The organism is Streptomyces sp. NPDC000410 (genome assembly GCF_040300305.1).
Taxonomy (GTDB): domain Bacteria; phylum Actinomycetota; class Actinomycetes; order Streptomycetales; family Streptomycetaceae; genus Streptomyces.
This window is the reverse complement of the sequence record NZ_JBEPDM010000001.1, coordinates 707195-730519: the sequence shown is the minus strand read 5'-3', so window position 1 is coordinate 730519 and position 23325 is coordinate 707195. Positions and strand designations below refer to the sequence as shown.

General features: G+C 71.7%; 21 protein-coding genes. 15 read left to right on the top strand and 6 right to left on the bottom strand.

The window, feature by feature from the left end; translation table 11 throughout:
• The first annotated feature begins 19 nt into the window (after nt 1-19).
• From ABT342_RS03405 to ABT342_RS03395, 3 genes are read left to right on the top strand one after another with little or no spacing between them, the layout of a single operon-like run.
• Entirely contained in the window at nt 20-1675 is a 1656-nt protein-coding gene (locus ABT342_RS03405; RefSeq protein ID WP_351566340.1) for a serine/threonine-protein kinase, read from the top strand.
• Between the two features lie 55 nt (nt 1676-1730).
• The gene (gene mqnC / locus ABT342_RS03400) at nt 1731-2930 is read left to right on the top strand and encodes a cyclic dehypoxanthinyl futalosine synthase (protein ID WP_351566229.1); all 1200 of its coding nucleotides are present in this window, start codon (nt 1731-1733) and stop codon (nt 2928-2930) included.
• Nucleotides 2931-2949: 19 nt separating this feature from the next.
• Nucleotides 2950-3600 carry a hypothetical protein gene (locus ABT342_RS03395; RefSeq protein WP_351566226.1) on the top strand — a complete coding sequence of 217 codons (651 nt, stop codon included), beginning with the start codon at nt 2950-2952 and terminating at the stop codon, nt 3598-3600.
• A gap of 359 nt (nt 3601-3959) precedes the next feature.
• Here ABT342_RS03395 and ABT342_RS03390 read toward each other — a convergent pair whose 3' ends face one another.
• The 3 genes from ABT342_RS03390 to ABT342_RS03380 all read right to left on the bottom strand — a co-directional run bounded on the left by ABT342_RS03390 (nt 3960) and on the right by ABT342_RS03380 (nt 6215).
• Nucleotides 3960-4775 carry a DUF3152 domain-containing protein gene (locus tag ABT342_RS03390; RefSeq protein WP_351566223.1) on the bottom strand — a complete coding sequence of 272 codons (816 nt, stop codon included), beginning with the start codon at nt 4773-4775 and terminating at the stop codon, nt 3960-3962.
• A 64-nt stretch (nt 4776-4839) separates the two neighbouring features.
• A complete protein-coding gene (locus ABT342_RS03385) occupies nt 4840-5679 on the bottom strand; it encodes a hypothetical protein (RefSeq protein ID WP_351566220.1) in 840 nt (279 codons plus the stop codon).
• Nucleotides 5680-5711: 32 nt separating this feature from the next.
• Entirely contained in the window at nt 5712-6215 is a 504-nt protein-coding gene (locus ABT342_RS03380) for a SigE family RNA polymerase sigma factor (protein WP_351566217.1), read from the bottom strand.
• A 169-nt stretch (nt 6216-6384) separates the two neighbouring features.
• Here ABT342_RS03380 and ABT342_RS03375 point away from each other — a divergent pair, with 169 nt between their 5' ends.
• Nucleotides 6385-7080, top strand: coding sequence for a demethylmenaquinone methyltransferase (locus ABT342_RS03375; RefSeq protein WP_351566214.1), 696 nt, complete (start codon nt 6385-6387; stop codon nt 7078-7080).
• 12 nt (nt 7081-7092) lie between these two features.
• Nucleotides 7093-8004, top strand: a complete 912-nt coding sequence (locus ABT342_RS03370; protein ID WP_351566211.1) for a glutaminase — start codon at nt 7093-7095, stop codon at nt 8002-8004.
• Nucleotides 8005-8036: 32 nt separating this feature from the next.
• Here the strand turns inward: ABT342_RS03370 and ABT342_RS03365 are convergent, their stop codons facing one another.
• Nucleotides 8037-8549, bottom strand: a complete 513-nt coding sequence (locus ABT342_RS03365; protein WP_351566207.1) for a GNAT family N-acetyltransferase — start codon at nt 8547-8549, stop codon at nt 8037-8039.
• 97 nt (nt 8550-8646) lie between these two features.
• On the opposite strand from ABT342_RS03365, the gene ABT342_RS03360 reads away from it, so the two are divergent.
• Nucleotides 8647-9930, top strand: a complete 1284-nt coding sequence (locus ABT342_RS03360) for a geranylgeranyl reductase family protein (protein ID WP_351566204.1) — start codon at nt 8647-8649, stop codon at nt 9928-9930.
• On the opposite strand, the gene ABT342_RS03355 is transcribed toward ABT342_RS03360, so the two are convergent.
• Complete coding sequence (locus ABT342_RS03355; RefSeq protein WP_351566201.1) at nt 9896-10903, bottom strand: helix-turn-helix domain-containing protein; 1008 nt, start codon at nt 10901-10903, stop codon at nt 9896-9898. The genes ABT342_RS03360 and ABT342_RS03355 overlap by 35 nt on opposite strands.
• A gap of 120 nt (nt 10904-11023) precedes the next feature.
• Between ABT342_RS03355 and ABT342_RS03350 the strand changes: the two genes are divergently transcribed.
• A complete protein-coding gene (locus ABT342_RS03350; RefSeq protein WP_351566198.1) occupies nt 11024-11890 on the top strand; it encodes an NAD(P)-dependent oxidoreductase in 867 nt (288 codons plus the stop codon).
• Between the two features lie 370 nt (nt 11891-12260).
• Complete coding sequence (locus tag ABT342_RS03345; protein ID WP_351566195.1) at nt 12261-13505, top strand: benzoate/H(+) symporter BenE family transporter; 1245 nt, start codon at nt 12261-12263, stop codon at nt 13503-13505.
• A 317-nt stretch (nt 13506-13822) separates the two neighbouring features.
• Here ABT342_RS03345 and ABT342_RS03340 read toward each other — a convergent pair whose 3' ends face one another.
• Nucleotides 13823-14635 carry a C40 family peptidase gene (locus tag ABT342_RS03340; RefSeq protein ID WP_351566192.1) on the bottom strand — a complete coding sequence of 271 codons (813 nt, stop codon included), beginning with the start codon at nt 14633-14635 and terminating at the stop codon, nt 13823-13825.
• An 838-nt stretch (nt 14636-15473) separates the two neighbouring features.
• Here ABT342_RS03340 and ABT342_RS03335 point away from each other — a divergent pair.
• From ABT342_RS03335 to ABT342_RS03305, 7 genes are all read left to right on the top strand, one after another.
• Nucleotides 15474-15833 (top strand): NADH-quinone oxidoreductase subunit A, encoded by a 360-nt coding sequence (locus ABT342_RS03335; RefSeq protein WP_351566189.1) that lies wholly within the window; start codon nt 15474-15476, stop codon nt 15831-15833.
• Nucleotides 15834-15851: 18 nt separating this feature from the next.
• Nucleotides 15852-16406 (top strand): NuoB/complex I 20 kDa subunit family protein, encoded by a 555-nt coding sequence (locus ABT342_RS03330; RefSeq protein WP_003998928.1) that lies wholly within the window; start codon nt 15852-15854, stop codon nt 16404-16406.
• Nucleotides 16403-17170 (top strand): NADH-quinone oxidoreductase subunit C, encoded by a 768-nt coding sequence (locus ABT342_RS03325; RefSeq protein WP_351566186.1) that lies wholly within the window; start codon nt 16403-16405, stop codon nt 17168-17170. The genes ABT342_RS03330 and ABT342_RS03325 overlap by 4 nt, the downstream gene beginning before the upstream one ends.
• Entirely contained in the window at nt 17167-18489 is a 1323-nt protein-coding gene (locus ABT342_RS03320; protein WP_351566183.1) for an NADH-quinone oxidoreductase subunit D, read from the top strand. Before ABT342_RS03325 ends, ABT342_RS03320 begins: the two co-directional genes overlap by 4 nt.
• A 17-nt stretch (nt 18490-18506) precedes the next feature.
• Entirely contained in the window at nt 18507-19328 is an 822-nt protein-coding gene (gene nuoE, locus ABT342_RS03315) for an NADH-quinone oxidoreductase subunit NuoE (protein ID WP_351566338.1), read from the top strand.
• Nucleotides 19328-20701 (top strand): NADH-quinone oxidoreductase subunit NuoF, encoded by a 1374-nt coding sequence (nuoF, locus tag ABT342_RS03310; RefSeq protein ID WP_351566180.1) that lies wholly within the window; start codon nt 19328-19330, stop codon nt 20699-20701. Before nuoE ends, nuoF begins: the two co-directional genes overlap by 1 nt.
• 64 nt (nt 20702-20765) lie before the next feature.
• Nucleotides 20766-23294 carry an NADH-quinone oxidoreductase subunit G gene (locus ABT342_RS03305; RefSeq protein ID WP_351566177.1) on the top strand — a complete coding sequence of 843 codons (2529 nt, stop codon included), beginning with the start codon at nt 20766-20768 and terminating at the stop codon, nt 23292-23294.
• Nucleotides 23295-23325 lie beyond the last annotated feature (31 nt).

Genomic DNA, 23325 nt, shown 5'->3' with positions numbered 1-23325 from the left:
AGCGGAATCGGGGGAGCTCATGCAGCCGCTGGAGGCGGGCGAGCCGCAGACCATCGGTGCGTACCGGTTGCTGGGACGGCTCGGCGCGGGCGGCATGGGCCGGGTGTATCTCGCCCGCAGCGAGGGCGGCCGTACCGTCGCGGTCAAGGTCGTCCATCCGCACTTCGCGCTCGACGAGCAGTTCCGGGCCCGGTTCAGGCGCGAGGTCGAGGCGGCACGGCGGGTCGGCGGCGCCTGGACGGCACCGGTGCTGGACGCGGACCCGGACGCGCCGGTTCCGTGGGTGGCGACCGGCTACGTCGCCGGGCCGTCGCTGACGCAGACCGTCACGGACCACGGGCCGCTGCCGGAGCACACCGTACGGACCCTGGGCGCGGGCCTCGCCGAAGCGCTCGCGGCGGTGCACGCGCTGGGTCTCGTCCACCGCGACGTCAAGCCCTCGAACGTCCTGCTCGCCCTTGAGGGCCCCCGCCTCATCGACTTCGGCATCGCCCGCGCCGTCGACGGCACCGCCTCGCTCACCACCACCGGCGTCTCCGTCGGCTCGCCCGGCTACATGGCCCCCGAGCAGATCCTCGGCCAGGCCGGGGTGGGCGGCGCGGCCGACGTCTTCTCGCTCGGCGCGGTCCTCGCGTACGCCGCGACCGGAGCGGCCCCCTTCCCGGGTGACTCCTCGGCGTCCCTGCTCTACAAGGTGGTCCACGAGGAGCCCGAACTGGGCGCGCTCCAGGGCGAACTGCGCGCGGTCGTCGCCGACTGCCTGGCCAAGGACCCGGCCGCGCGGCCCGCGCCGGCCGAGGTGGCGGCCCGGCTCGCGCCGGGCGGCACGGCCGCGCTGGTGGCGGCGGGCTGGCTGCCCGGCCCGCTGGTCGAGCAGGTCAGCCGGGCGGCGGTGCGGCTGCTCGACCTGGAGCCCGCACGGCAGGACCCGTCGGCCTCGGGGCCGGTGCCGTTCAGCAGCCCGGCGGTCGGGGTGTTCGGCCCGCCGATCGAGCCGCCGCCGGTCCCTTCGAAGGCGCCGTCGTACGCGTATCCGTCCGCGCACTCGTCCGCGCACTCGTCCGCACAGCCGTCCGCACAGCCGTCCACGCAGCCGGACGGCAGCGTCTCGTTCTCCGTCAGCACCGGCGGCGGCCGGAAACTGAGCTGCACGGTCGCCCTGGCGGTGGCGGGCGCGCTGGCCGCGGTGACGGTGGGCGGCGGTGTCCTGCTCGGCATGGTCCCGGGCGGCGGTGGCCACAACGACACGGCAGCCCAGCCGCCGCAGTCCTCGGCGTCCCGCGAGCCCGCGGACGCCGAGCCCGCCCCGGTGAAGGAGGTGCCGAAGGCGTTCATCGGGACCTGGAAGGGCCCGACCACCGAGCGGAGCGGCGCTCCGCACGGCGACCTGACGGCTGTGATCTCCGCCGGCGCGAAGGGCGAGGACGTCGTCCGGCTGACCACGTCCGTTTTCGGCGCCGTGGAGTGCCACGCGATCGGCAAGCTCGTCTCGGGCACCGCGCGGGAACTACGCATCGCGGACCGGGCGGACCCCGAGCGTCCCGGAACGGCGGGGCTGTGCACGAGTACGGAATCCACCCTGACCCTCACGCTGAACCCGGACGGCACGCTGCGCTACCAGTCGCAGGAGACCGGCGCGGGCACCCCCTCGGGAACCCTCACCAAGGCGAGGTGAACCCGCTGCCGTAGGCTGTTTCGGACCGTTCAGCCCCGCCGAAAGGTGACCCCCGGTGCCCGAGAAGGCCGACCTTCAGTCCGTCCTGGACCGTGCCGCCGAGGGCGGGCGGATCACCCCCGAGGAAGCGCTCGACCTCTACCGTTCGGCGCCGCTGCACGCGCTGGGCGCCGCCGCCGACGCCGTACGCCGCCGCCGTTACGCCGGTACGGAGCACATCGCGACGTACATCATCGAGCGCAACATCAACTACACCAACGTCTGCGTCACGGCCTGCAAGTTCTGCGCCTTCTACGCCCCGCCCAAGGACACGGAGAAGGGCTGGACCCGCGACCTCGACGACATCCTGCGGCGCTGCGCCGAGACCGTCGAGCTGGGCGGTACGCAGATCATGTTCCAGGGCGGACACCACCCGGACTTCGGCGTCGAGTACTACGAGAAGCACTTCGCCGCCATCAAGCAGGCCTTCCCGCAGCTGGTCATCCACTCCCTCGGCGCGTCCGAGGTCGAGCACATGGCCCGGATCTCGGGCGTGTCGGTCGAGGAGGCCATCCAGCGGATCCACGCCGCCGGCCTCGACTCCTTCGCGGGCGCCGGCGCCGAGCTGCTGCCCGAGCGGCCGCGCAAGGCGATCGCGCCGCTGAAGGAGTCCGGCGAGCGGTGGCTGGAGATCATGGAGACCGCGCACCGGATGGGCGTCGAGTCGACGTCCACGATGCTGATGGGCACGGGCGAGACCAACGCCGAGCGCATCGAGCACATGCGCATGATCCGCGACGTGCAGGACCGGACGGGTGGCTTCCGGGCCTTCATCCCGTACACGTACCAGCCGGAGAACAACCACCTCAAGGGCCGTACGCAGGCGACGATCTTCGAGTACCTGCGGATGATCGCGATCGCGCGGCTGTTCTTCGACAACGTCGCGCACATCCAGGGCTCGTGGCTCACCACGGGCAAGGAGATCGGGCAGCTGACCCTGCACTACGGCGCGGACGACCTCGGGTCGATCATGCTGGAGGAGAACGTCGTCTCGTCGGCGGGTGCGAAGCACCGCTCCAACCTCCGCGAGATGATCGACATGATCCGCACCGCCGACCGCGTCCCGGCGCAGCGCACGACGACGTACGAGCACATCGTCGTGCACGACGACCCGGCGAACGACCCGGTCGACGAGCGGGTCGCCTCGCACATCTCGTCGACGGCGATCGAGGGCGGGACGGCGCACCCCGAGCTTCAGATCATCGCCGCCAACTGAGGCCGGGGTCGGTGCTGTCTTGCTGACGATTCACGTCGCGGACGCGGTATTCGGCGGCAGCCGGCCGGTCACCGGCCGCGTCGCGGTCACCGTGGACAGCGGGTTGATCATCGCCAGGGGGTCGTACGAGGAGATGGTCGCCGCCCGCCCGCAGGCGCGGGTGCGCCGCTGGCCGGGACTGCTCGTGCCGGGGCTCGTGAACCCGGCGGCCGCCGCGCTGCTGGAGGCCGCGTACCACCCGGATCCGCGCGAGGCGGACACGCTCGGCACGGAGCCGCTGACCGGGGACGCGCTCGTCGCCCTGGGGCTGGACGACGCGCGCTGGGGCGCCAGTGCGCGTCGCGGGCTGCAGCGGATGCTCCGGCACGGCACGACGGCCGTCGCCGGGCCGTTCACCCGGCCGGCGGTGCGTACGGCCGTCGAGCGGTCCGGGCTGCGGGTGCGTGAGCCGCGCGCGGGCCGGGACATCGCGTGCCCGTCACTCGACCCGTTCGCGATGCGTCCGCTGAGCGCGGTGCTCGACGGTGACCTGTCGGTCGGCGGCCCGGCCGACTTCGCGGTCTTCGACGTCCCGGTCGACGAACTCCCCGCGGCGGTTCTGCGCACCCACGGCGCGACGACCTGCGTCGCGACGGTGCTCGGGGGGCGGCTGGTGTACCGGGGGCGGTGACGGGGGTGGGGGCGTGTCGGGTGGCGCGCGTCGGGGGGCGCCTGCGGCGGGCCTTTTCCCCTACCCGCCCTCCCCCAGAGCTTCGCCTGGGAGGTACCCCCATCCCGAACTGGGGCGCTGCCCCAGCCCCCGCGCCTCAAACGCCGGCGGGGCTGAAAGACCGGGGGGGCAAGCCCCCGGACCCCCGTACGGCCTTCGGCCCGTGTCCTCAATCGCCGGACGGGCTCCTTTGGAGCCCCTCCGGCGATTGAGGAGCGGGGGTTCGGGGGCGGAGCCCCCGCAGACGGGGGCTGGGGCTCAGCCCCAGTTGCGGGAAGGGGCGGGTAGGGGAAGGCCCGCCGCAGGCGCCCCCCGCCGACCTACCGCACGCTCGGTCCTCCCAGATACCGCCCCTCCCCGTCGTACGGCCACGCGTTCGCCACGCACCCCTTCAGCCCGTCGATCTGTTGCATCATCGCCGGGGCCGGGCGGCCGGGGCCCGGGCAGGTTTCGTGGCCGCGGCCGAGCCAGTGGCCGACCTCGTGGTTGATGATCAGGGCCTGGTACTCGGGCAGGGGGCCGCGGAACCGCGGGGAGCCGAGCAGCCACCGTTCGAGGTTCACGACCACGGTGTCGTCGACCTGGCAGTTGACCTTGCCGCGGGTGTTCAGCCCGTACTCACCGCACAGCCGGTCCACCGTGTCCGGCGTGGCGATCCGGATGATCAGCTCGGCCGGCCCGGCGCCGACCTGGCGGAAGGACCGGCCACCGGGGCGCGCCCAGCCCCGGCGGTCACCGAGGATCCGGGCGATGTCCTTCCCGGCCTCGTCCGGCGACAGCGAGATGCCGTCCTCGACGTCGACCCGGAAGCGGTGGCCCGTACCGGAACCGGAACCCGACCCGGCGGGGCGGGCGGTGGTGAAGGTTCCGGCACCCGACTTCGGCACCTCGGGCACCTCGGGCACCTCGGGCACCTCGGGCGCCTCGGGCACCTCGGGCGCCTCGGGCGTCTTGGGCGCCTTCGGCGCCTCTGTCGGCTTCGGCGGCGCCTTCGGTGGCGCCGCGGGCGGGGAGACCGGCGCTCCGGTCCTCGAAGGGGCCGGGGCCGTACCCGGCAGGCGGTCCGGCGGCGCCGCCCCCTCTGGCAGCAGCTGCGGCACGAGCAGGGCCACCGCCGCCGTGCCGACCGCCAGCACGGAGCCCCGTAAGGCCGTTCGCAGGGGACGCGGACGCCGGCGCCGCCCCCGTGCGTGCCGTGCCTCAGTCACCGGCCGGCGCGTACCGCTGCTTTTCCTGCACCGGGTGCTTGTCGGCGGACCGCACCAGGTCCAGCAGCGCCTTGTCACGCGCGGCAGCCAGCAGCTGCTTGCCGGTCACGGGGGCCGACGCGGCCGCGGCGTCGTCCGGGCTCACCGAGAGCACCACGCTGCTGCGCCCGTACGAGAAGAGCACCGACGCGCCGAGCGTGTCCGAGCTGTTCATCGGCGTGTCCACGACGCGGGCCTTGATGCCGTCGGCCAGCTCGGCCCACTCGCAGCTCATCCCCTTCGACGGGATGTCCCGGCATTCGGGCGTCCCGGGCTTCCCCGGCTCGTCCTGCGGCCGCACCGAGAAGGTCAGGGGGAACTTCTTCCCCGCCTTCTCGGCCTGGAACTGCGACACGGACAGGTCCAACGGCCGGATCTTCCCGACCGCGTCCCCCAGCGTCCGGTTCAGGGCGACCGCCGCCTGCTGCTGGAAGTCCTCCAGTCGCTTGCGCTCCCCCTTCGGCAGATCCGCCATCGACTCCTCGCCCGGCGACGGCTTCACATGCACCGGGGTGATGTACGGGGCCGGGGTCGGGCTCGGGCTCGACCCCACAGCCGCCGGGGAGACGGCGCCGCCTCCGCCGCCGCCCGGCAGGGCGGCCACCGCCAGCATCCCGAGCGTGGCCACGCCCGCGACGCTCGCCGCGACCGCCACCCGCGCCCGCGCCCTGCGGCGCATTCCGTGCTCCACGGCCGCCGACGCCAGATCGGGCAGGGCGGGCAGGTCGGCGGTCGTACGCTCCATCGCGTCCCTGACCGCCACGGTGTCCTCTTCGTCCCTCGCAGTGCTCACAGCAGTTCCCTCAGCTCTCGGTCGGTTCTCGGTCAGCTCTGGGTCGTGTAGACATGGGCCTCGCCCAGCCGCTCCCGCAGTCGTGCCAGCGAACGCGAGCACTGGCTCTTGACCGTCGACTCGCTGCACTTGAGCAGCCCGGCGACGGTCTCCACGCTCAGGTCCTCCCAGTAGCGCAGGACGACCATCGCCCGCGCCCTCGGTGGCAGTTCGGCGAGCGCGGCCAGCAGCGTCACGCGCAGGTCCGGGTGGAGTGGCGCGGCCGGCGGGTCGGCCCGCCGGTGTGCGAGCAGATCCCGCAGCCGGCGCCGCTTCTCGGCGAGGAAGGTGCGGGTCATCACGGTCCTGGCGTAGGCGTCGAGATGATCGGCGGCGCTCGCCCGCCGCCAGTGCTGGAACAGCTTGGCGAGCGTCGACTGCACCAGGTCCCGGGCCTCGTCGGCGTTCCCGCACAGCAGATACGCCGTGCGGTAGAGCCGCCGCTGGCTGCCCCGCGCGTACGCCTCGAAGTCCTGGCGCCGCTCCGTTTCAGGCATGCACCCTCCCGCCTCCCCTGTTGTCCTTACACCCCTCTCCAGAGCGCGGTCGCGCCGGAAAGGTTGAAGACGTTTTTCTCGGCGTCCTGCCCGGCGTTTCGCCCGACGTCGCACCCGGCCTGACCGCCCTGCTCGAACTCCGGCCCCTCCCGACCGGCACAATGGACCCGTGACCCGCGCATCCCTGGACAAGCAGCCGCACGAAGTCGCCACGATGTTCGACGCCGTCGCGGCCAACTACGACCTCACCAATGACGTGCTCTCCCTGGGCCAGGACCGCCGCTGGCGCAAGGAGGTCGCCAAGGCGGTGAACGGGCGCCCCGGCGAGAAGGTCCTCGACCTGGCCGCCGGCACCGGGACGTCCTCGCTGCCGTTCACCCGTGCGGGTGCGTACGTCGTGCCGTGCGACTTCTCGCTCGGCATGCTGCGCGAGGGCAAGCGGCGCCACCCGTGGCTGCCGCTGACGGCGGGCGACGCGACGAAGCTGCCGTTCCGTGACGCGTCCTTCGACGCCGTCACGATCTCCTTCGGGCTGCGCAACGTGCAGGACACCGACGGCGCGCTGCGCGAGCTGTACCGGGTGACCAAGCCCGGCGGGCGCGTCGTGATCTGCGAGTTCTCGCACGCCACCTGGGCGCCCTTCCGGACCGTGTACGAGGAGTACCTGATGCGGGCCCTGCCGCCCGTGGCGCGTGCGGTGTCCTCCAACCCCGACGCGTACGTCTATCTCGCCGAGTCGATCCAGTCCTGGCCCGAGCAGGCCGAGCTCGCGCGGCTGCTGCAGAAGGCCGGCTGGTCGAAGGTGGCGTGGCGGAACCTGTCCGGCGGGATCGTGGCGCTGCACCGCGGCACCAGGCCCGCGTAGTCCCGGGTCGTCATGGACTACCAGGAGGTACTGGAGCGGATCGCCGCCGACGTCGCCCCGCTCGTCGGCAGCGGTACGCCCGCCGAGTACATCCCGGCGCTCGCCGCCGTCGAGCCGAATCGTTTCGGCATGGCCATCGCCGACCTCGACGGCACGGTGTACGGGGTCGGCGACTGGGAGCGTCCCTTCTCCACCCAGTCCGTCACCAAGGTCTTCGCACTGGCGCTCGCCCTCTCGCTGGACGGCGGCGAACTGTGGACGCACGTGGGCCGCGAGCCGTCCGGCAACCCGTTCAACTCGCTCGTGCAGCTGGAGTACGAGAACGGCATCCCGCGCAATCCGTTCATCAACGCCGGCGCGCTCGTCGTCACCGACCGGCTGCAGACCCTGACCGGGGACGCGAGCAGCGAACTCCTGGAGTTCCTGCGCGCCGAGAGCGGCAACGCGGAGATCGCCTTCGACGCGGAGGTCGCCGCGTCGGAGTCCGCGCACGGGGACCGCAACGCCGCCCTGGCCCACTTCATGGCGTCGTACGGAAACATCGCCAACCCCGTCCCCACCCTCCTCGACCACTACTTCTGGCAGTGCTCGATCGAGATGAACTGCGCCGATCTGGCCCTGGCGGCACGGTTCCTCGCCCGGCACGGGCTGCGCGCCGACGGGAGCCGGCTGCTGACCCGCAGCGAGGCCAAGCAGATCAACGCGGTGATGCTCACCTGCGGGACGTACGACGCGGCGGGCGAGTTCGCCTACCGGGTGGGGCTGCCCGGCAAGAGCGGCGTGGGCGGCGGGATCGTCGCCGTCGTCCCGGGCCGCTGCACGCTGTGCGTGTGGAGCCCGGGGCTGGACACGCACGGCAACTCGGTGGCGGGCGTGGCGGCGTTGGACCGTTTCACCACGCTCACCGGGCTGTCCGTCTTCTGACCGCCGTCCCCCGTCCGATCGGGATCAGGGCCTCACAGCGTCAGCCGGAAGCAGTGGCCGGTACGGCCCGTCGGCGTCGTGAACGTCTCCGCCCGCTCCATCCCCAGCCGCCGGGTCACCGCGATCGACCGCTCGTTGCGCGCGTCCACCATCGCGACGACGCTCGGTACGCCCAGCGCGCGCAGGCGATCCAGCGTCGTACGGGCCGCGGCGGTGGCGTAACCCCGCCCCCACGCCCGGCGCGCCAGCCGCCAGCCGATCTCGATCTCGCCGGACGGGCCCCACGCGTACGGCCACGGCTGGGCGCCGGTGAAGCCTATGGGCGCGCCCTCCCCGTTCAGCATCGTCCAGAGACAGAAGCCGCGTTCGGCGTCGTGCCGGCGCTGCCGGGCGGTCAGCTCCTCGTACACGGACAGCTCCGCCGCCGCGCCGCCGTGGAACTCCATGACCTCCGGGTCCGCGAAGATCCGGTGCCAGGCAAGGGCGTCCTCGTCGGTGGGCACACGCAACTGCACGACCGGCGCGGCGGGAAGCGTTTCGCTCATGGGGCAGCCCTTCGGTTTGTGGATCAGTACGCACCCATAGACTGCACAGGTCCAGTGCTTTTAAGCACGCGAAATCGAGTCTTCGGGAGACCCCGCCGTGACCGAGACCCTGTCCGAGCACACCGCGGATGTGATCGTCGTCGGCGCGGGCCCGGCCGGTTCCACGACCGCGTACTACCTGGCCAAGGCCGGGCTCGACGTCCTCCTCCTGGAGAAGACCGCGTTCCCGCGCGAGAAGGTCTGCGGCGACGGTCTCACCCCGCGCGCCACCAAGCAGCTCGTCTCGATGGGGATCGACATCTCCGAAGAGGCCGGCTGGCTGCGCAACAAGGGCCTGCGGATCATCGGCGGCGGCGTCCGGCTCCAGCTGGACTGGCCGGAGCTGGCCTCGTACCCGGACTACGGACTCGTACGCAAGCGTGACGACTTCGACGAGCAGCTGGCCCGCCAGGCCCAGAAGGCGGGCGCGCGGCTGTACGAGCGCTGCAACGTCCAGGGGCCCGTCATCGACGACCGCACCGGCCGGATCACCGGCGTCACCGCCAAGCTCGGCGAGGAGAAGACCCCGGTCACCTTCCACGCCCCGCTCGTCGTCGCCGCCGACGGCAACTCCACCCGGCTGTCCCTCGCCATGGGGCTGCACCGCCGCGAGGACCGGCCGATGGGCGTCGCGGTGCGGACGTACTTCACCAGCCCCCGGCACGACGACGACTACCTGGAGTCCTGGCTGGAGCTGTGGGACCGGCGCGGCCCGCAGGACCGGCTGCTGCCCGGCTACGGCTGGATCTTCGGCATGGGCGACGGCACGTCCAACGTCGGGCTCGGCATCCTCAACTCCTCATCCGCCTTCCGCGAGCTGGACTGGCGCGAGGTCCTCAAGGCCTGGTGCGCCTCGATGCCGGAGGACTGGGGCTACACCCCGGAGAACATGACGACGCCGATCCGCGGCGCCGCCCTGCCGATGGCCTTCAACCGGCAGCCGCACTACACCAAGGGCCTGCTGCTCGTCGGTGACGCGGGCGGCCTGGTCAACCCGTTCAACGGCGAGGGCATCGCGTACGCCATGGAATCGGGCCAGCTCGCCGCCGACGTCATCGTCCAGGCCCACGCCCGCGCCACCCCGGCGCAGCGCGAGCTCGCCCTGCGCAACTACCCGCGCGTGCTGAAGGACACCTACGGCGGCTACTACACGCTGGGCCGCGCCTTCGTGAAGCTCATCGGCAACCCGAAGGTCATGAAGATCGCGACGCAGCGCGGTCTGACCCACCCGGTGCTGATGAAGTTCACGCTGAAGATGCTCGCGAACCTGACGGACCCGACCGGCGGCGACGCGATGGACCGCATCATCAACGGCCTCTCGAAGGTGGCCCCGAAGGCCTGAACGACCGCCGGTAGTCGGTGGGCGACACGCCCACCGTCCTGGTGAAGTGGCGGCGCAGATTGGCCGCCGTACCGAGGCCGCTGCGCTCACCGATCTGCTCGACGGGCAGATCGGTGGACTCCAGCAGCGCCTGGGCCCGCGCCACGCGCTGTTGCAGCAGCCATTGCAGCGGGGTGGTGCCGGTGGCCTCCTGGAGCCGCCGGTGGAACGTGCGCGGGCTCATCCGCGCCCGGCGCGCGAGCACGTCCACGGTGAGCGGGTCCGCGAGGTGCTCGACCGCCCACTGGAGCACGGGGGAGAGGCTGTCGTCGTCGCTGGGCGGCACCGGTGCCTCGATGAACTGGGCCTGACCGCCCGCGCGATGGGCCTGCACCACCAGCCGGCGGGCGAGGCGCCCCGCGACGTCCGCGCCCAGATCGCGGCGGACCAGATGGAGACAGAGATCCAGGGCGGCGGTCGCGCCCGCGCTGGTCAGCACGTCGCCCTCGTCGGTGTAGAGCACCGAGTCGTCGACGATCACCTCCGGATGGCGGGCGGCGAGCTGGGCGGTGTGCTGCCAGTGCGCGGTGGCCCGGCGGCCGTCGAGCAGCCCGGCGGCGGCGAGCGCGAACGCACCGGTGCACAGGGAGACCATACGGGCGCCGGATCCGGCCGCCTCCCGCAAGGCCTCGACGAGCTCGGAGGGGACGTCCTCGCCCTCCTCGACCACGGCGTCGGGGACGGACGGCACGATGACGGTGTCCGCGCCGACGAGGGCGTCGAGTCCGTACTCCGTACGCAAGGAGAAGGGCGATCCCGGGCTCGGGCCCGCCGAGGGGCTCCCGCACAGGCGCAGTTCGTACCAGGGGTCCACGAGATCCGGCTGGGGCACCCCGAACACGGTGCAGGCGATGGACAGTTCGTGCAGCTCCCACATCGTGAGCCCGGCCCGCTGATCCGGTACGACGGCGATGGCGACGACTCCCGCACTCATGCCGCCGAGCCTACGGCAGGAATTTTGCGCCCGCCGTCACTTCTGCCGCTGTCGGCGGACCCGCTCCCCTGCGAGTGTGGATCTTGCGCAAGGAACCACAGGAAAACGGGAGTTACCGTCATGAGTACTCAGAATGTCACTGTTATCGGTCTCGGGCAGATGGGTGCCGCGCTCGCCGGGGCCTTCCTCGACGCCGGTCACCCCACCACCGTCTGGAACCGCACCCCCGGGAAGGCCGCGCCCCTGGTCGCCCGTGGCGCGGTCCGCGCGGACTCGGTCGCCGAGGCGGTCGCGGCGAGCGACCTCGTCGTGATCTGCGTCCTCGACTACACCGCCGTACGCGCACTCCTCGCCCCCGTCGCCGAGACGCTGCGCGGACGGGCCCTGGTCAACTTCACCAGCGGCTCGCCCGAGCAGGCCCGCGAGGAGGCGAAGTGGGCGGCGGGGCACGGGATCACGTACCTGGACGGAGCCGTCATGACGACCCCGCCGGGTGTCGGCGACAGCGCGAGCATGTTCCTCTACAGCGGTGCGCCCGAGGTCCTCGCCGCGCACCGGGAGACCCTCGCCGTGCTCGGCGATCCGGTCGACCTGGGCAGCGACGCCGGGCTCGCCTCGCTCTACGACACCGGCCTGCTCGGCCTCATGTGGTCCGTCTTCGGCGGCTGGCTGCACGCCACCGCCCTCGTCGGCGCGGACGGCGTCGCCGCCAAGGACTTCACGGCGGTCGTCGACCGCTGGCTGCGGACCGTCTCCTGGTTCATGACGGGGTACGCGGACCAGATCGACGCGGGCGAGTACCCGGGCGACGACGCCACGATCGACGTACAGGTGGTGGCCATCGGCCATCTGCTGCACGCGGGCGCGGACCGGGGCATCGACGCACGACTGCCCGAACTCCACCTGGACCTGATGCGCTCGGCGGTCGCGGCAGGCCACGGCCAGGACAGCTACGCCCGCCTGATCGAGGCCTTCCGCAAGGCCTAGGGCCTGTCTTTCGGATCTTGCCGGGCTCGCGTGCCCTGGCACGCACTCCCCCAGAGCTGCGCCTGGGGGTGCCCCCAGCTGCGTTGTCGTCGGTCACCGACGCTCCGCGTCGATTTCCTCCTCCGCCTTGCGATCGCACGCACCAGACCCCGCTCGCTGATCCGGCCTGATCCAAAAGACAGGCCCTAGGCGCACGCACCGGACAGCGCGCCGGGGTGGCCGGTGGTGACGCGTCCGGAACCGGCCTCGCCCCGGCGTCCCGCCGCCGGTGGCGGTGCGGCAGCATGAGGGGCGGCGCGACCGCATCACAGGGGAGGCGTTCGCGGTGTCTCTGTTCTCCTGCATCTGGGGCTGACAATCTGTGAGATCGGTGTCTTTGACCGCGGTCACCGCCGGGACCGTGGCGATGGTGGTCTCCTACGCGGGGCCGCTCGCCCTCGTCCTGGCCGCGGCCGACGCCGCCGGACTCACCGCGGCGCAGAGCTCGTCCTGGGTGTGGGCCATCTCCATGGGGGCGGGCCTGACCTGCATCGGGCTGAGCTGGTGGAGCCGCGCGCCGGTGATCACCGCGTTCTCGACACCGGGAGCGGCCATCCTGGTCACGGCCCTGGCGCAGCACGGCTACGCCGAAGCCGTCGGCGCGTTCCTCGCGGCGGGTGTCGCGGCCACGGCGCTGACCGCGACGGGGCTCTTCGCACGGGTGCTGGCCCGGATTCCCGAGGGCGTGGTCTCGGCGATGCTCGCCGGGACGCTCTTCTCGTTCGGCACCGCGATCTTCACGTCCCTGCCCTCGGCGCCGCTGCTCGCGGGCGCGATGCTGGTCGGCTATCTGCTCGCGCGGCGCTTCGTGCCGACGTACGCGGTGGTCTGCGCGCTCGTCGTCGGGCTGGCCGTCGCCGGGGCCCAGGGCGGGCTGGACGTGCGCGTATCGGGCCCGGGGCTCGCCGTACCGCACTTCACGGCACCGCAGTTCTCGGTGGGCGCGCTCGTCGGGATCGGCGTACCGCTGCTGGTGGCCACGCTGGCCGGGCAGTACGCACCGGGCATGGCGGTGCTGCGCGCGGACGGGTACCGGCCGGACGAGCGCGTGGTGTGCGGGGCGACGGGCGCGATGTCGGTGCTGCTCGCGCCGTTCGGCTCGCACGCGATCAACCCGGCGGCCATCACCGCGGCGATCTGCACCGGCCCGGACGCGCACCGCGACCCGGCCAGGCGCTGGATCGCCGGGGTCACCTGCGGCATCGGCTATCTGGTGGTCGGCTGCTTCGGATCGACGCTGGTGGCCCTGTTCACCGGGCTGCCGAAGGCGCTGGTCGCCACCCTCGCCGGGGTGGCGCTGCTCGGGGCGCTGTCGGGCAGTCTGACCCGTACGGTCGCGGAGGAGCGCGACCGGGAGGCCGCGGTGATCACCTTCCTGGCGACGGCGTCCGGGGTGACCATCGCCGGAATCGGCTCACCGTTCTGGGGACTGCTCGCCGGAGTCGTGGCCCATGTGCTCCTCGGGGCCGGGGCCCGCAAGGGTTTCCGGGGCCTCCGGGGCCTTCGGCGCGAGTCGGCCGGCGCGCTCCGCGAGGACCGCGACCTGGAACCGGCTGGTGGCGCCGAGCGCGGCTAGTCAGATCGCCGACCATGCGGCGCCGTGCGGGCGGAGACGCCGGGCCGGCGCCCGACGGCCTCGTCGGTCAGCCCCTCCGCGAGTAGCCGCGGCACCGCGCTGCCGCCTGTCCGGCAGCCCTTCCCCGCCGTCGTGCTGCGGCGCGCCCGCCCCCAAGCCGATCACGTAGAGATCCTGAGCGAGCCTGTGCTCATGGTCGATGGCGGCGGCGCTGCCCAAATCTCCCCCCTCACCCCGGCGTTGGAGTATATGCCGAAGGGCCGTCGCCCCCGGTCGGGGAGCGACGGCCCTTCGGCATGCCCTGCTTTGTGCCGGTGTCAGAGGACGCGGACGGCGCCGCTGGCCGGGTAGCCCGACAGGTCCTGGATGACGACGCCCTTGCTGGGGTTGGCGGCGTCGAGGTACTGGCCGTCGCCGATGTAGACGCCGGTGTGGTACGCCGAGCCGGCGCCGCCCCAGTAGAGGATGTCGCCGACCTGGAGGTTGTCCAGGGAGACCGGGGTGCCGGCGAGCGACTGGTCCTGCGAGACGCGCGGGAGGTCCACGCCGACCTGGCGGTAGGCGGCCTGGACGAGGCTGGAGCAGTCCCAGGCGTTCGGGCCGGTGGCGCCCATGACGTAGGCGTCGCCGAGCTGCGCCTTGAGGAAGGCGATGACGGTCCCGACGGAGCCGGACGCGTTGGAGGAGCTGCTCTGGCCGGAGCCGGAGGCGGAGAGCGTGGTGCGCTCGTCGGAGCGGGAGGCGCGGTCCTGCGCGGCGGCGTCGGCGCGGGCGGCCGCCTCGGCCTTCTCCTTGGCCTCGGCCTTGCGCTCGGCCTCCTGCTGGGCCTTCTTCGCGTCCTTGGCGGCCTTCTGGGCGGCGACGTTCTCCTGGACCCGCAGGTCGAGGTCCAGGGCTGCCTGCTGGTTGGTCTCGGCGGAGAGGGCGACCGCGCTGGCGAGGTCGGTGGTCCCGAGCGAAAGCGCGGGCATCTCGATGGTCTCCGTCACCGGCTCGGCATTCGCCGGCCCGGCACTGGCGGCCACCGCGATGGTGCTGAGAACGCCACCGGCAACTCCGGCCCGGAGCGCGAGCTTCGAGGCGCTCTGGCGGGGCTTCCGGTGGCTTCGTATGTGAGCGGTGTGGGACATGAGTACAACCGCTATCAGTCGCTCACGGTTCCCTTCAAGAAACGTGTGTTGCGCCACAGTTATGGCCGGAATCCCCTAATCCGCTTCTCCGGGCCCTTTATTGACGCCGTAACGGGCAAAACGGGCAGGGGGTATTGGGGCTGTGATCACTGCCTTTCGCTGAAAGGTCCGGATTGCCCGCCACTTACCACCCCTTCACACCGATGGCCAAGCCCGCTTTTGTTGAAGCGGAGACCGAGTGGCACAGGTCACAGAAAGGTCACTGCCGGGGGCCGGGTGCGGGGAGGGGTGCTCGTGAACGGGTGCACGCGTCCGCCGCGGTCCCGGCACACGCGTCCGCCGCGGTCCGGGTGCGCGGTCCCGGAGCGGTTCCGGCGGGCGGGCCCGCGACTCCCGGCGGGCGGGTCCGTGGTTCCCGGTGTGCGCGTCCGTCACGGTCCGGGCGCCGTGTCCACTTCGGTCCCGCCGGCCCCTCGGCCGGGTGACGGTCTCCTTTATCACCCCGCCCGGTCCATCACGAATTTGCTCGTACCTGCCATCGCTTGATATGTGCGCGCCGCCTTGACCAGCGGTAACGGGGAAGAGCGTCGCTGCTTGTAATCGCTCGTGCGCTTCGCGTATGAAGATCACCGCTCATCCGACTTCATGATCCTTCGCCTGGTGGTGGAGATCACAAAGTCGGTCCCGCACCCCGTGTCGCAGATCACAGACCGGCAGGCATAGGATGCACGGCAGTCGGGCTTGTGAACTGCCTCACATGTACGTGATCTTCGCGAGGCGGCGAGACGGTTGCCCGGTGCGGTCCAACGGTCAAGGACGACTGGAAGGAGCGAGGAGCGTGAATGCGTACGCGCCCGTCCTCGTGCTCGGCGCCCTAGCGGCAGCTTTTGCGATCTTCTCCGTGGTCATGGCCACGCTTATCGGCCCAAAGCGCTACAACCGGGCAAAGCTTGAGGCGTACGAGTGCGGAATCGAGCCCACGCCGACGCCTGCCGGTGGCGGCCGCTTCCCCATCAAGTACTACCTGACGGCGATGCTCTTCATCATTTTCGATATCGAGATCGTCTTCCTCTACCCCTGGGCCGTCACCTTCGACGCCCTGGGGATTTTCGGGCTCGTGGAGATGCTGCTCTTCGTGCTCACCGTGTTCGTGGCCTACGCGTATGTATGGCGGCGCGGCGGCCTGGAATGGGACTGAGGGGCTGAGGAGCACCCAATGGGACTCGAAGAGAAACTGCCGAGCGGTTTTCTGCTGACCACCGTCGAACAGGCCGCGGGCTGGGTGCGCAAGGCGTCCGTGTTCCCCGCCACCTTCGGCCTCGCCTGCTGTGCCATCGAAATGATGACGACGGGCGCCGGCCGGTACGACCTGGCCCGCTTCGGTATGGAGGTCTTCCGCGGTTCGCCGCGGCAGGCCGATCTGATGATCGTGGCCGGGCGGGTGAGCCAGAAGATGGCGCCCGTCCTGCGCCAGGTCTACGACCAGATGCCCAACCCCAAGTGGGTGATTTCCATGGGGGTTTGCGCATCCTCGGGCGGAATGTTCAACAATTACGCGATTGTGCAGGGCGTTGATCATATTGTCCCCGTTGACATCTATTTGCCGGGTTGCCCCCCGCGTCCGGAGATGCTGATGGACGCGATCCTCAAGCTCCACCAGAAGATCCAGACCTCGAAGCTCGGCGTGAACGCGGAGGAAGCGGCCCGCGAGGCGGAGGAAGCGGCCCTGAAGGCGCTGCCGACGATCGAGATGAAGGGGCTGCTCCGGTGACCGACGCACGCGACGACCAGCCGAACCCCGAGAAGGACCTCAGCGCGCAGAACCTGCCGGGGCAGCGCGGTGAGCACGGCGAGGAGATCCGCGTCCAGCGCGGCATGTTCGGCGCCAGGAACGGCGGCGACACCTCCGGCTACGGCGGACTCGTCCGCTCCGTACGCCTGCCGGGCCCGGCCACCCGCCCCTACGGCCCCGCCGGCGAAGACGGCTCAGGCTATGGAGTCTTCGACGAGGTCGCAGACGAGCTCGAAGGCGCCCTGGAGGAACAGGGCCTCGTCCCCGGGAACGCCATCGAGAAGACCGTCGTCGACCGCGGCGAGGTCACCTTCCACATCGCCCGCGAGCACCTCGTCCGGGTCGCCAGGACCCTGCGCGACGACCCCGCGCTCCGCTTCGAACTCTGCACCGGCGTGAGCGGCGTCCACTATCCCGAGGACAAGGGCCGCGAGCTGCACGCCGTCTACCACCTGCGCTCGCTCACCCACGGCCGGCTGATCCGGCTGGAGGTCAGCGCCCCGGACGCCGACCCGCACGTCCCGTCCCTCGTCGAGGTCTACCCGACCAACGACTGGCACGAGCGTGAGGCCTACGACTTCTTCGGCCTGGTCTTCGACGGCCACCCGGCCCTCACCCGGATCATGATGCCGGACGACTGGCAGGGCTTCCCGCAGCGCAAGGACTACCCCCTCGGCGGCATCGCCGTCGAGTACAAGGGCGCCCAGATCCCGGCTCCGGACCAGCGGAGGTCGTACTCATGAGCACATCAGAGGCATCGGCACGCGAGACCACCGAGGGCCCCGTCTACACGGTCACCGGAGGCGACTGGGACGAGGTCGTCCAGTCCGCGGCCAAGGCCGACGACGAGCGCATCGTCGTCAACATGGGTCCGCAGCACCCGTCCACCCACGGAGTGCTCCGGCTGATCCTGGAGATCGACGGCGAGACCGTGACCGAGGCCCGCTGCGGCATCGGCTATCTGCACACCGGTATCGAGAAGAACCTCGAATACCGGACCTGGACGCAGGGCACCACGTTCGTCACGCGCATGGATTATCTGACGCCGTTCTTCAACGAGACGGCGTACTGCCTCGCGGTCGAGAAGCTGCTCGGCATCGAGGACCAGATCCCGGACCGGGCGACGATCATCCGCGTCCTGCTGATGGAACTCAACCGGCTCTCCTCCCATCTGGTGTGCATCGCCACCGGAGGAATGGAACTCGGCGCCACCACGATCATGATTTACGGATTCCGTGATCGTGAACTCATTCTCGATATCTACGAACTCATCACCGGCCTGCGGATGAACCACGCGTACATCCGTCCCGGCGGCCTCGCCCAGGACCTGCCCCCGGGCGCCGTGGACCAGATCCGCGAGTTCGTGAAGACGATGACGAAGAACCTTCCCGAGTACGACAAGCTCGCCACCGGGAACCCGATCTTCAAGGCCCGGATGCAGGACATCGGCTATCTGGACCTGGCGGGCTGCATGGCGCTCGGCGCGACCGGCCCGATCCTGCGCTCCACCGGGCTGCCGCACGACCTGCGCAAGACCGACCCGTACTGCGGCTACGAGACGTACGACTTCGAGGTCCCCACCACGGACACCTGCGACGCCTACGGCCGCTTCCTCATCCGCCTCGACGAGATGCGCCAGTCGCTGCGGATCGTGGAGCAGTGCCTGGACCGGCTGGAGCCCGGCCCGGTCATGGTCGCGGACAAGAAGATCGCCTGGCCCGCGCAGCTCGCGCTCGGCCCGGACGGCCTCGGCAACTCCCTCGACCACATCAAGAAGATCATGGGCACCTCCATGGAGGCCCTGATCCACCACTTCAAGCTGGTGACGGAGGGCTTCCGGGTCCCGGCCGGACAGGCGTACGTGGCCGTCGAGTCGCCCAAGGGCGAGCTCGGTGTCCATGTCGTCTCCGACGGCGGCACCCGCCCCTACCGGGTCCACTTCCGCGACCCGTCGTTCACCAATCTGCAGGCCATGGCGGCGATGTGCGAGGGCGGCCAGGTCGCCGACGTCATCGTCGCCGTCGCGTCCATCGACCCTGTGATGGGAGGCGTCGACCGGTGACAGACGTCAGCTTGGGGATGCCCCAGCTCCCCGCCCCCGACTTTCCGGCCGATGTACGCGCCCGGCTCGAAGCCGACGCCAAGGAGGTCATCGGCCGCTACCCGGACAGCCGGTCCGCGCTGCTGCCGCTGCTCCACCTCGTGCAGTCGGAGGAGGGCTTCGTCTCCCGGACCGGCATGCGGTTCTGCGCGGAGACGCTGGACCTGACGACGGCCGAGGTCACGGCCGTCGCCACCTTCTACTCCATGTACCGGCGCAGGCCGTCCGGCGACTACCAGGTCGGCGTGTGCACCAACACGCTGTGCGCCGTGATGGGCGGCGACGCGATCTTCGAGGAGCTCAAGGAGCACCTCGGCGTCGGCAACAACGAGACGACCGACGACGGCAAGGTCACCCTCGAGCACATCGAGTGCAACGCGGCCTGCGACTTCGCGCCCGTCGTGATGGTCAACTGGGAGTTCTTCGACAACCAGACCCCCGAGTCCGCCCGGCGGCTCGTCGACGACCTGCGGGCCGGCCGGACCGTCGAACCCACCCGCGGCGCCCCGCTGTGCACGTTCAAGGAAACCGCCCGCATCCTGGCCGGCTTCCCCGACGAGCGCCCCGGCGCCGTAGAGGCGACCGGCGGCGCGGGACCGGCCTCCCTCATCGGCCTGCGGCTGGCCAAGGGCGAGGCACCCCACGCGCGCGTGGTCCACCCGCGCGGCGCGGCCAAGAAGGACGAGCCCCCGAAGGACGAACCCCCCGCCGAGCACCTCAGCTCGCACGACGCCCCGCAGGACACGTCCGCGTCCGATCCCGCCCACCCCGCGGGCCCGGTCGCCGAGGAGGGGGAGTGATGACCGTGTCGACCCAGTACGGGCCCGAGGCCGGCGGCGAGACCAGCCCCGAGAAGCTGCTCGCGCCCGTCCTGTCCGCCTTCTGGGACCAGGCCGAGTCATGGACCCTGGCCACCTACCGGCGCCACGAGGGCTACGAGGGCCTGCGCAAGGCCCTCGCCATGGCCCCCGACGACCTCATCGCGTACGTCAAGGACTCCGGTCTGCGCGGACGCGGCGGTGCGGGCTTCCCCACCGGGATGAAGTGGCAGTTCATTCCGCAGGGCGACGGCAAGCCGCACTATCTTGTTGTCAACGCCGACGAGTCCGAGCCCGGGACCTGCAAGGACATCCCGCTCCTCTTCGCCAACCCGCATTCCCTCATCGAGGGGATCGTGATCGCCTGCTACGCGATCCGTTCGTCGCATGCCTTCATCTATCTGCGCGGCGAGGTCGTCCCCGTACTGCGCAGGCTGCACGAGGCCGTGCGCGAGGCCTACGACGCCGGCTACCTCGGCCAGAACATCCTGGGCAGCGGACTCGACCTCGAACTCACCGTGCACGCGGGCGCGGGCGCGTACATCTGTGGTGAGGAGACCGCGCTGCTGGACTCCCTCGAAGGCAGGCGCGGCCAGCCCCGGCTGCGTCCCCCCTTCCCCGCGGTCGCCGGTCTGTACGCGTGCCCCACTGTGGTGAACAACGTCGAGTCCATCGCGTCCGTTCCCGCGATCCTCAACAAGGGCAAGGACTGGTTCAGGTCGATGGGCAGCGAGAAGTCCCCGGGCTTCACGCTCTACTCGCTCAGCGGCCATGTCGCGGGCCCCGGCCAGTACGAGGCCCCGCTCGGCATCACCCTGCGCCAACTGCTCGACATGAGCGGCGGTATGCGCCCCGGCCACCGGCTGAAGTTCTGGACCCCGGGCGGCTCCTCCACCCCGATGTTCACCGACGAGCACCTCGACGTCCCGCTGGACTACGAGGGCGTCGGCGCCGCCGGGTCGATGCTCGGCACCAAGGCGCTCCAGTGCTTCGACGAGACGACCTGCGTCGTACGGGCCGTCACCCGCTGGACCGAGTTCTACGCCCACGAGTCCTGCGGCAAGTGCACCCCCTGCCGCGAAGGGACCTACTGGCTCGTCCAGTTGCTGCGCGACATCGAGGCCGGCAAGGGCTCCATGGAGGACCTCGACAAGCTGAACGACATCGCCGACAACATCAACGGCAAGTCCTTCTGCGCGCTCGGCGACGGCGCCGCCTCACCGATCTTCTCCTCGCTGAAGTACTTCCGCGACGAGTACGAGCAGCACATCCGGGGCCGGGGCTGCCCCTTCGACCCCGCCGCGTCCACCGCGTGGGCGGACCGGCACGCCGAGAACACGGAGGTGTCGGCATGACTCCGGTGCACGCACCCGCGGGTGCAGCGCTGCGATCCGACGAGTCCCACCCGGAGGTGGACGCATGACCGTCACCACGTCGAGCTCCGCCGCAGGCGGTGGCTCCGCCGTGCCGCCCGAGGATCTCGTCACGCTGACCATCGACGGGATCGAGACCAGCGTGCCCAAGGGCACCCTCGTCATCCGGGCCGCCGAGCAGCTCGGGATCGAGATCCCGCGGTTCTGCGACCACCCGCTCCTCGACCCGGCCGGTGCCTGTCGGCAGTGCATCGTGGAGGTCGAGGGACAGCGCAAGCCGATGGCGTCCTGCACGATCACCTGCACCGACGGCATGGTCGTCAAGTCGCAGCTCACCTCGCCCGTCGCCGAGAAGGCGCAGCAGGGCGTGATGGAGCTGCTGCTCATCAACCATCCGCTGGACTGCCCGGTGTGCGACAAGGGCGGCGAGTGCCCCCTGCAGAACCAGGCCCTCTCGCACGGCCAGGCCGACTCCCGCTTCGAGGGCCACAAGCGGACCTACGAGAAGCCGGTCAACATCTCCACCCAGGTGCTGCTCGACCGCGAGCGGTGCGTCCTGTGCGCGCGCTGCACCCGCTTCTCGAACCAGATCGCGGGCGACCCGATGATCGAGCTGATCGAGCGTGGCGCGCTCCAGCAGGTCGGCACCGGTGAGGGCGACCCGTTCGAGTCGTACTTCTCCGGCAACACCATCCAGATCTGCCCGGTGGGCGCGCTGACCTCGGCGGCGTACCGGTTCCGCGCCCGCCCCTTCGACCTCGTGTCGTCGCCCTCGGTGTGCGAGCACTGCGCGGGTGGCTGTGCCACCCGCACCGACCACCGGCGCGGCAAGGTCATGCGGCGGCTCGCCTCCGACGACCCCGAGGTCAACGAGGAGTGGCTGTGCGACAAGGGGCGGTTCGCGTTCCGCTACGCCCAGCAGCGAGACCGGCTCACCACCCCGCTCGTACGCGACCGGGAGACCGGTGAGCTGGAGCCGGCGAGCTGGCCGGAGGCCCTGGAGGCGGCCGCCACCGGGCTCGCGGCGGCGCGCGGCCGGGCGGCCGTGCTGACCGGCGGACGGCTCACGGTCGAGGACGCGTACGCGTACGCCAAGTTCGCGCGGGTCGCCCTCGACACGAACGACATCGACTTCCGGGCGCGGGTGCACTCCTCCGAGGAGGCCGACTTCCTGGCCTCGTCGGTCGCCGGGCGCGGACGGGACCTCGACCGTACGGGTGTCACGTACACCTCGCTGGAGAAGGCCCCGGTGGTCCTGCTCGCCGGGATCGAGTCAGAGGAGGAGGCCCCCGGCGTCTTCCTGCGGCTGCGCAAGGCCTGGCGGGGCCACGGCCAGCGGACGTACGCGCTGGCGACGCACGCCACCCGGGGCCTGACCAAGGCGGGCGGCACGCTGCTGCCCGCCGCGCCCGGCACCGAGACCGAATGGCTCGACGCCCTCGCGTCCGGCAGCGGACTCGACGGCGACGGCGCCGCGGCCGCCGAGGCGCTGCGCACCGAAGGCGCCGTGATCGTCGTCGGTGAGCGGCTGGCCGCGGTGCCGGGCGCGCTGACGGCGGCGGCCTCGGCCGCCACCGCGACCGGCGCGGCGCTGGTGTGGATCCCGCGCAGGGCGGGCGAGCGGGGAGCGGTGGAGGCGGGCGCGCTCCCGTCGCTGCTGCCCGGCGGCCGCCCGGCCACCGACCCGCGGGCCCGAGAGGAGACCGCGGCGGCCTGGGGCGTACGCGAGCTCCCGCACCGCTACGGCCGCGACACCGGCCAGATCGTCGAGGCCGCGGCCACCGGCGAACTGGGCGCCCTGCTCGTCGCGGGCGTCGAGGTCGCCGATCTGCCCGACCCCGCGCGTGCCCGTGAGGCGCTCGACGCGGTCGGCTTCCTCGTCTCGCTGGAGCTGCGGCCGACCGAGATCACCTCCCGCGCGGACGTGGTCTTCCCGGTCGCGGCGGTCGCCGAGAAGCCGGGCGCCTTCCTCAACTGGGAGGGCAGGGTCCGGCCGTTCGAGGCCGCGCTGAAGCCGGAGCAGATGACCCGGACGCCGGCGCCCACCGACGCACGGGTGCTGCATATGCTCGCCGACGCCCTCGCCCGCGCCGCAGGCGCTGATAAGCACATTCACCTCGGGCTGCCGGACCTGCGGTCCGTGCGCGGCGAGATGGACCGGCTCGGGGCCTGGGACGGCCCCCGGGCGTCCGCGCCCGTCGAGACCGGGCGACCGCTGCCCCGCCCGGGTGAGGGCGAGGCGGTCCTCGCGGGCCACCGGCTCCTGCTCGACCAGGGGCTGCTCCAGGAAGGCGACGAGGCGCTGGCCGGCACGCGGCACGCCGCGGTGGCCCGGCTGTCCGCCACCACCGCGGCCGAGACCGGGGTCAAGGACGGCGACGTCCTCGCCGTCACCGGACCGGCCGGATCCGTCCGGCTCCCGCTCCAGGTGACGGAGATGCCCGACCGGGTGGTCTGGCTGCCGCTCAACTCGACCGGCGGCGGCGTGCCGAGCGACACGGGCGCCGTGCCGGGCGGTCTCGTCCGCATCGGTCCCGCTTCCGCGGCCGACGACGTACCGGAGGTGCAGGCGTGAACACGGCACTCCTCGCAGCGGAGGACCTCTC

Excerpts from the sequence above, each read along its gene's own strand:
- ABT342_RS03340 (WP_351566192.1), bottom strand. The coding sequence starts at position 14,635 with ATGTCCCACACCGCTCACATACGAAGCCACCGGAAGCCCCGCCAGAGC.
- ABT342_RS03355 (WP_351566201.1), bottom strand. The coding sequence starts at position 10,903 with ATGAGTGCGGGAGTCGTCGCCATCGCCGTCGTACCGGATCAGCGGGCC.
- ABT342_RS03380 (WP_351566217.1), bottom strand. The coding sequence starts at position 6,215 with ATGCCTGAAACGGAGCGGCGCCAGGACTTCGAGGCGTACGCGCGGGGC.
- ABT342_RS03365 (WP_351566207.1), bottom strand. The coding sequence starts at position 8,549 with ATGAGCGAAACGCTTCCCGCCGCGCCGGTCGTGCAGTTGCGTGTGCCC.
- ABT342_RS03305 (WP_351566177.1), top strand. The coding sequence starts at position 20,766 with ATGACCGTCACCACGTCGAGCTCCGCCGCAGGCGGTGGCTCCGCCGTG.
- nuoE (WP_351566338.1), top strand. The coding sequence starts at position 18,507 with ATGCCCCAGCTCCCCGCCCCCGACTTTCCGGCCGATGTACGCGCCCGG.
- nuoF (WP_351566180.1), top strand. The coding sequence starts at position 19,328 with ATGACCGTGTCGACCCAGTACGGGCCCGAGGCCGGCGGCGAGACCAGC.
- ABT342_RS03320 (WP_351566183.1), top strand. The coding sequence starts at position 17,167 with ATGAGCACATCAGAGGCATCGGCACGCGAGACCACCGAGGGCCCCGTC.
- ABT342_RS03350 (WP_351566198.1), top strand. The coding sequence starts at position 11,024 with ATGAGTACTCAGAATGTCACTGTTATCGGTCTCGGGCAGATGGGTGCC.
- ABT342_RS03405 (WP_351566340.1), top strand. The coding sequence starts at position 20 with ATGCAGCCGCTGGAGGCGGGCGAGCCGCAGACCATCGGTGCGTACCGG.
- ABT342_RS03330 (WP_003998928.1), top strand. The coding sequence starts at position 15,852 with ATGGGACTCGAAGAGAAACTGCCGAGCGGTTTTCTGCTGACCACCGTC.
- ABT342_RS03370 (WP_351566211.1), top strand. The coding sequence starts at position 7,093 with ATGGACTACCAGGAGGTACTGGAGCGGATCGCCGCCGACGTCGCCCCG.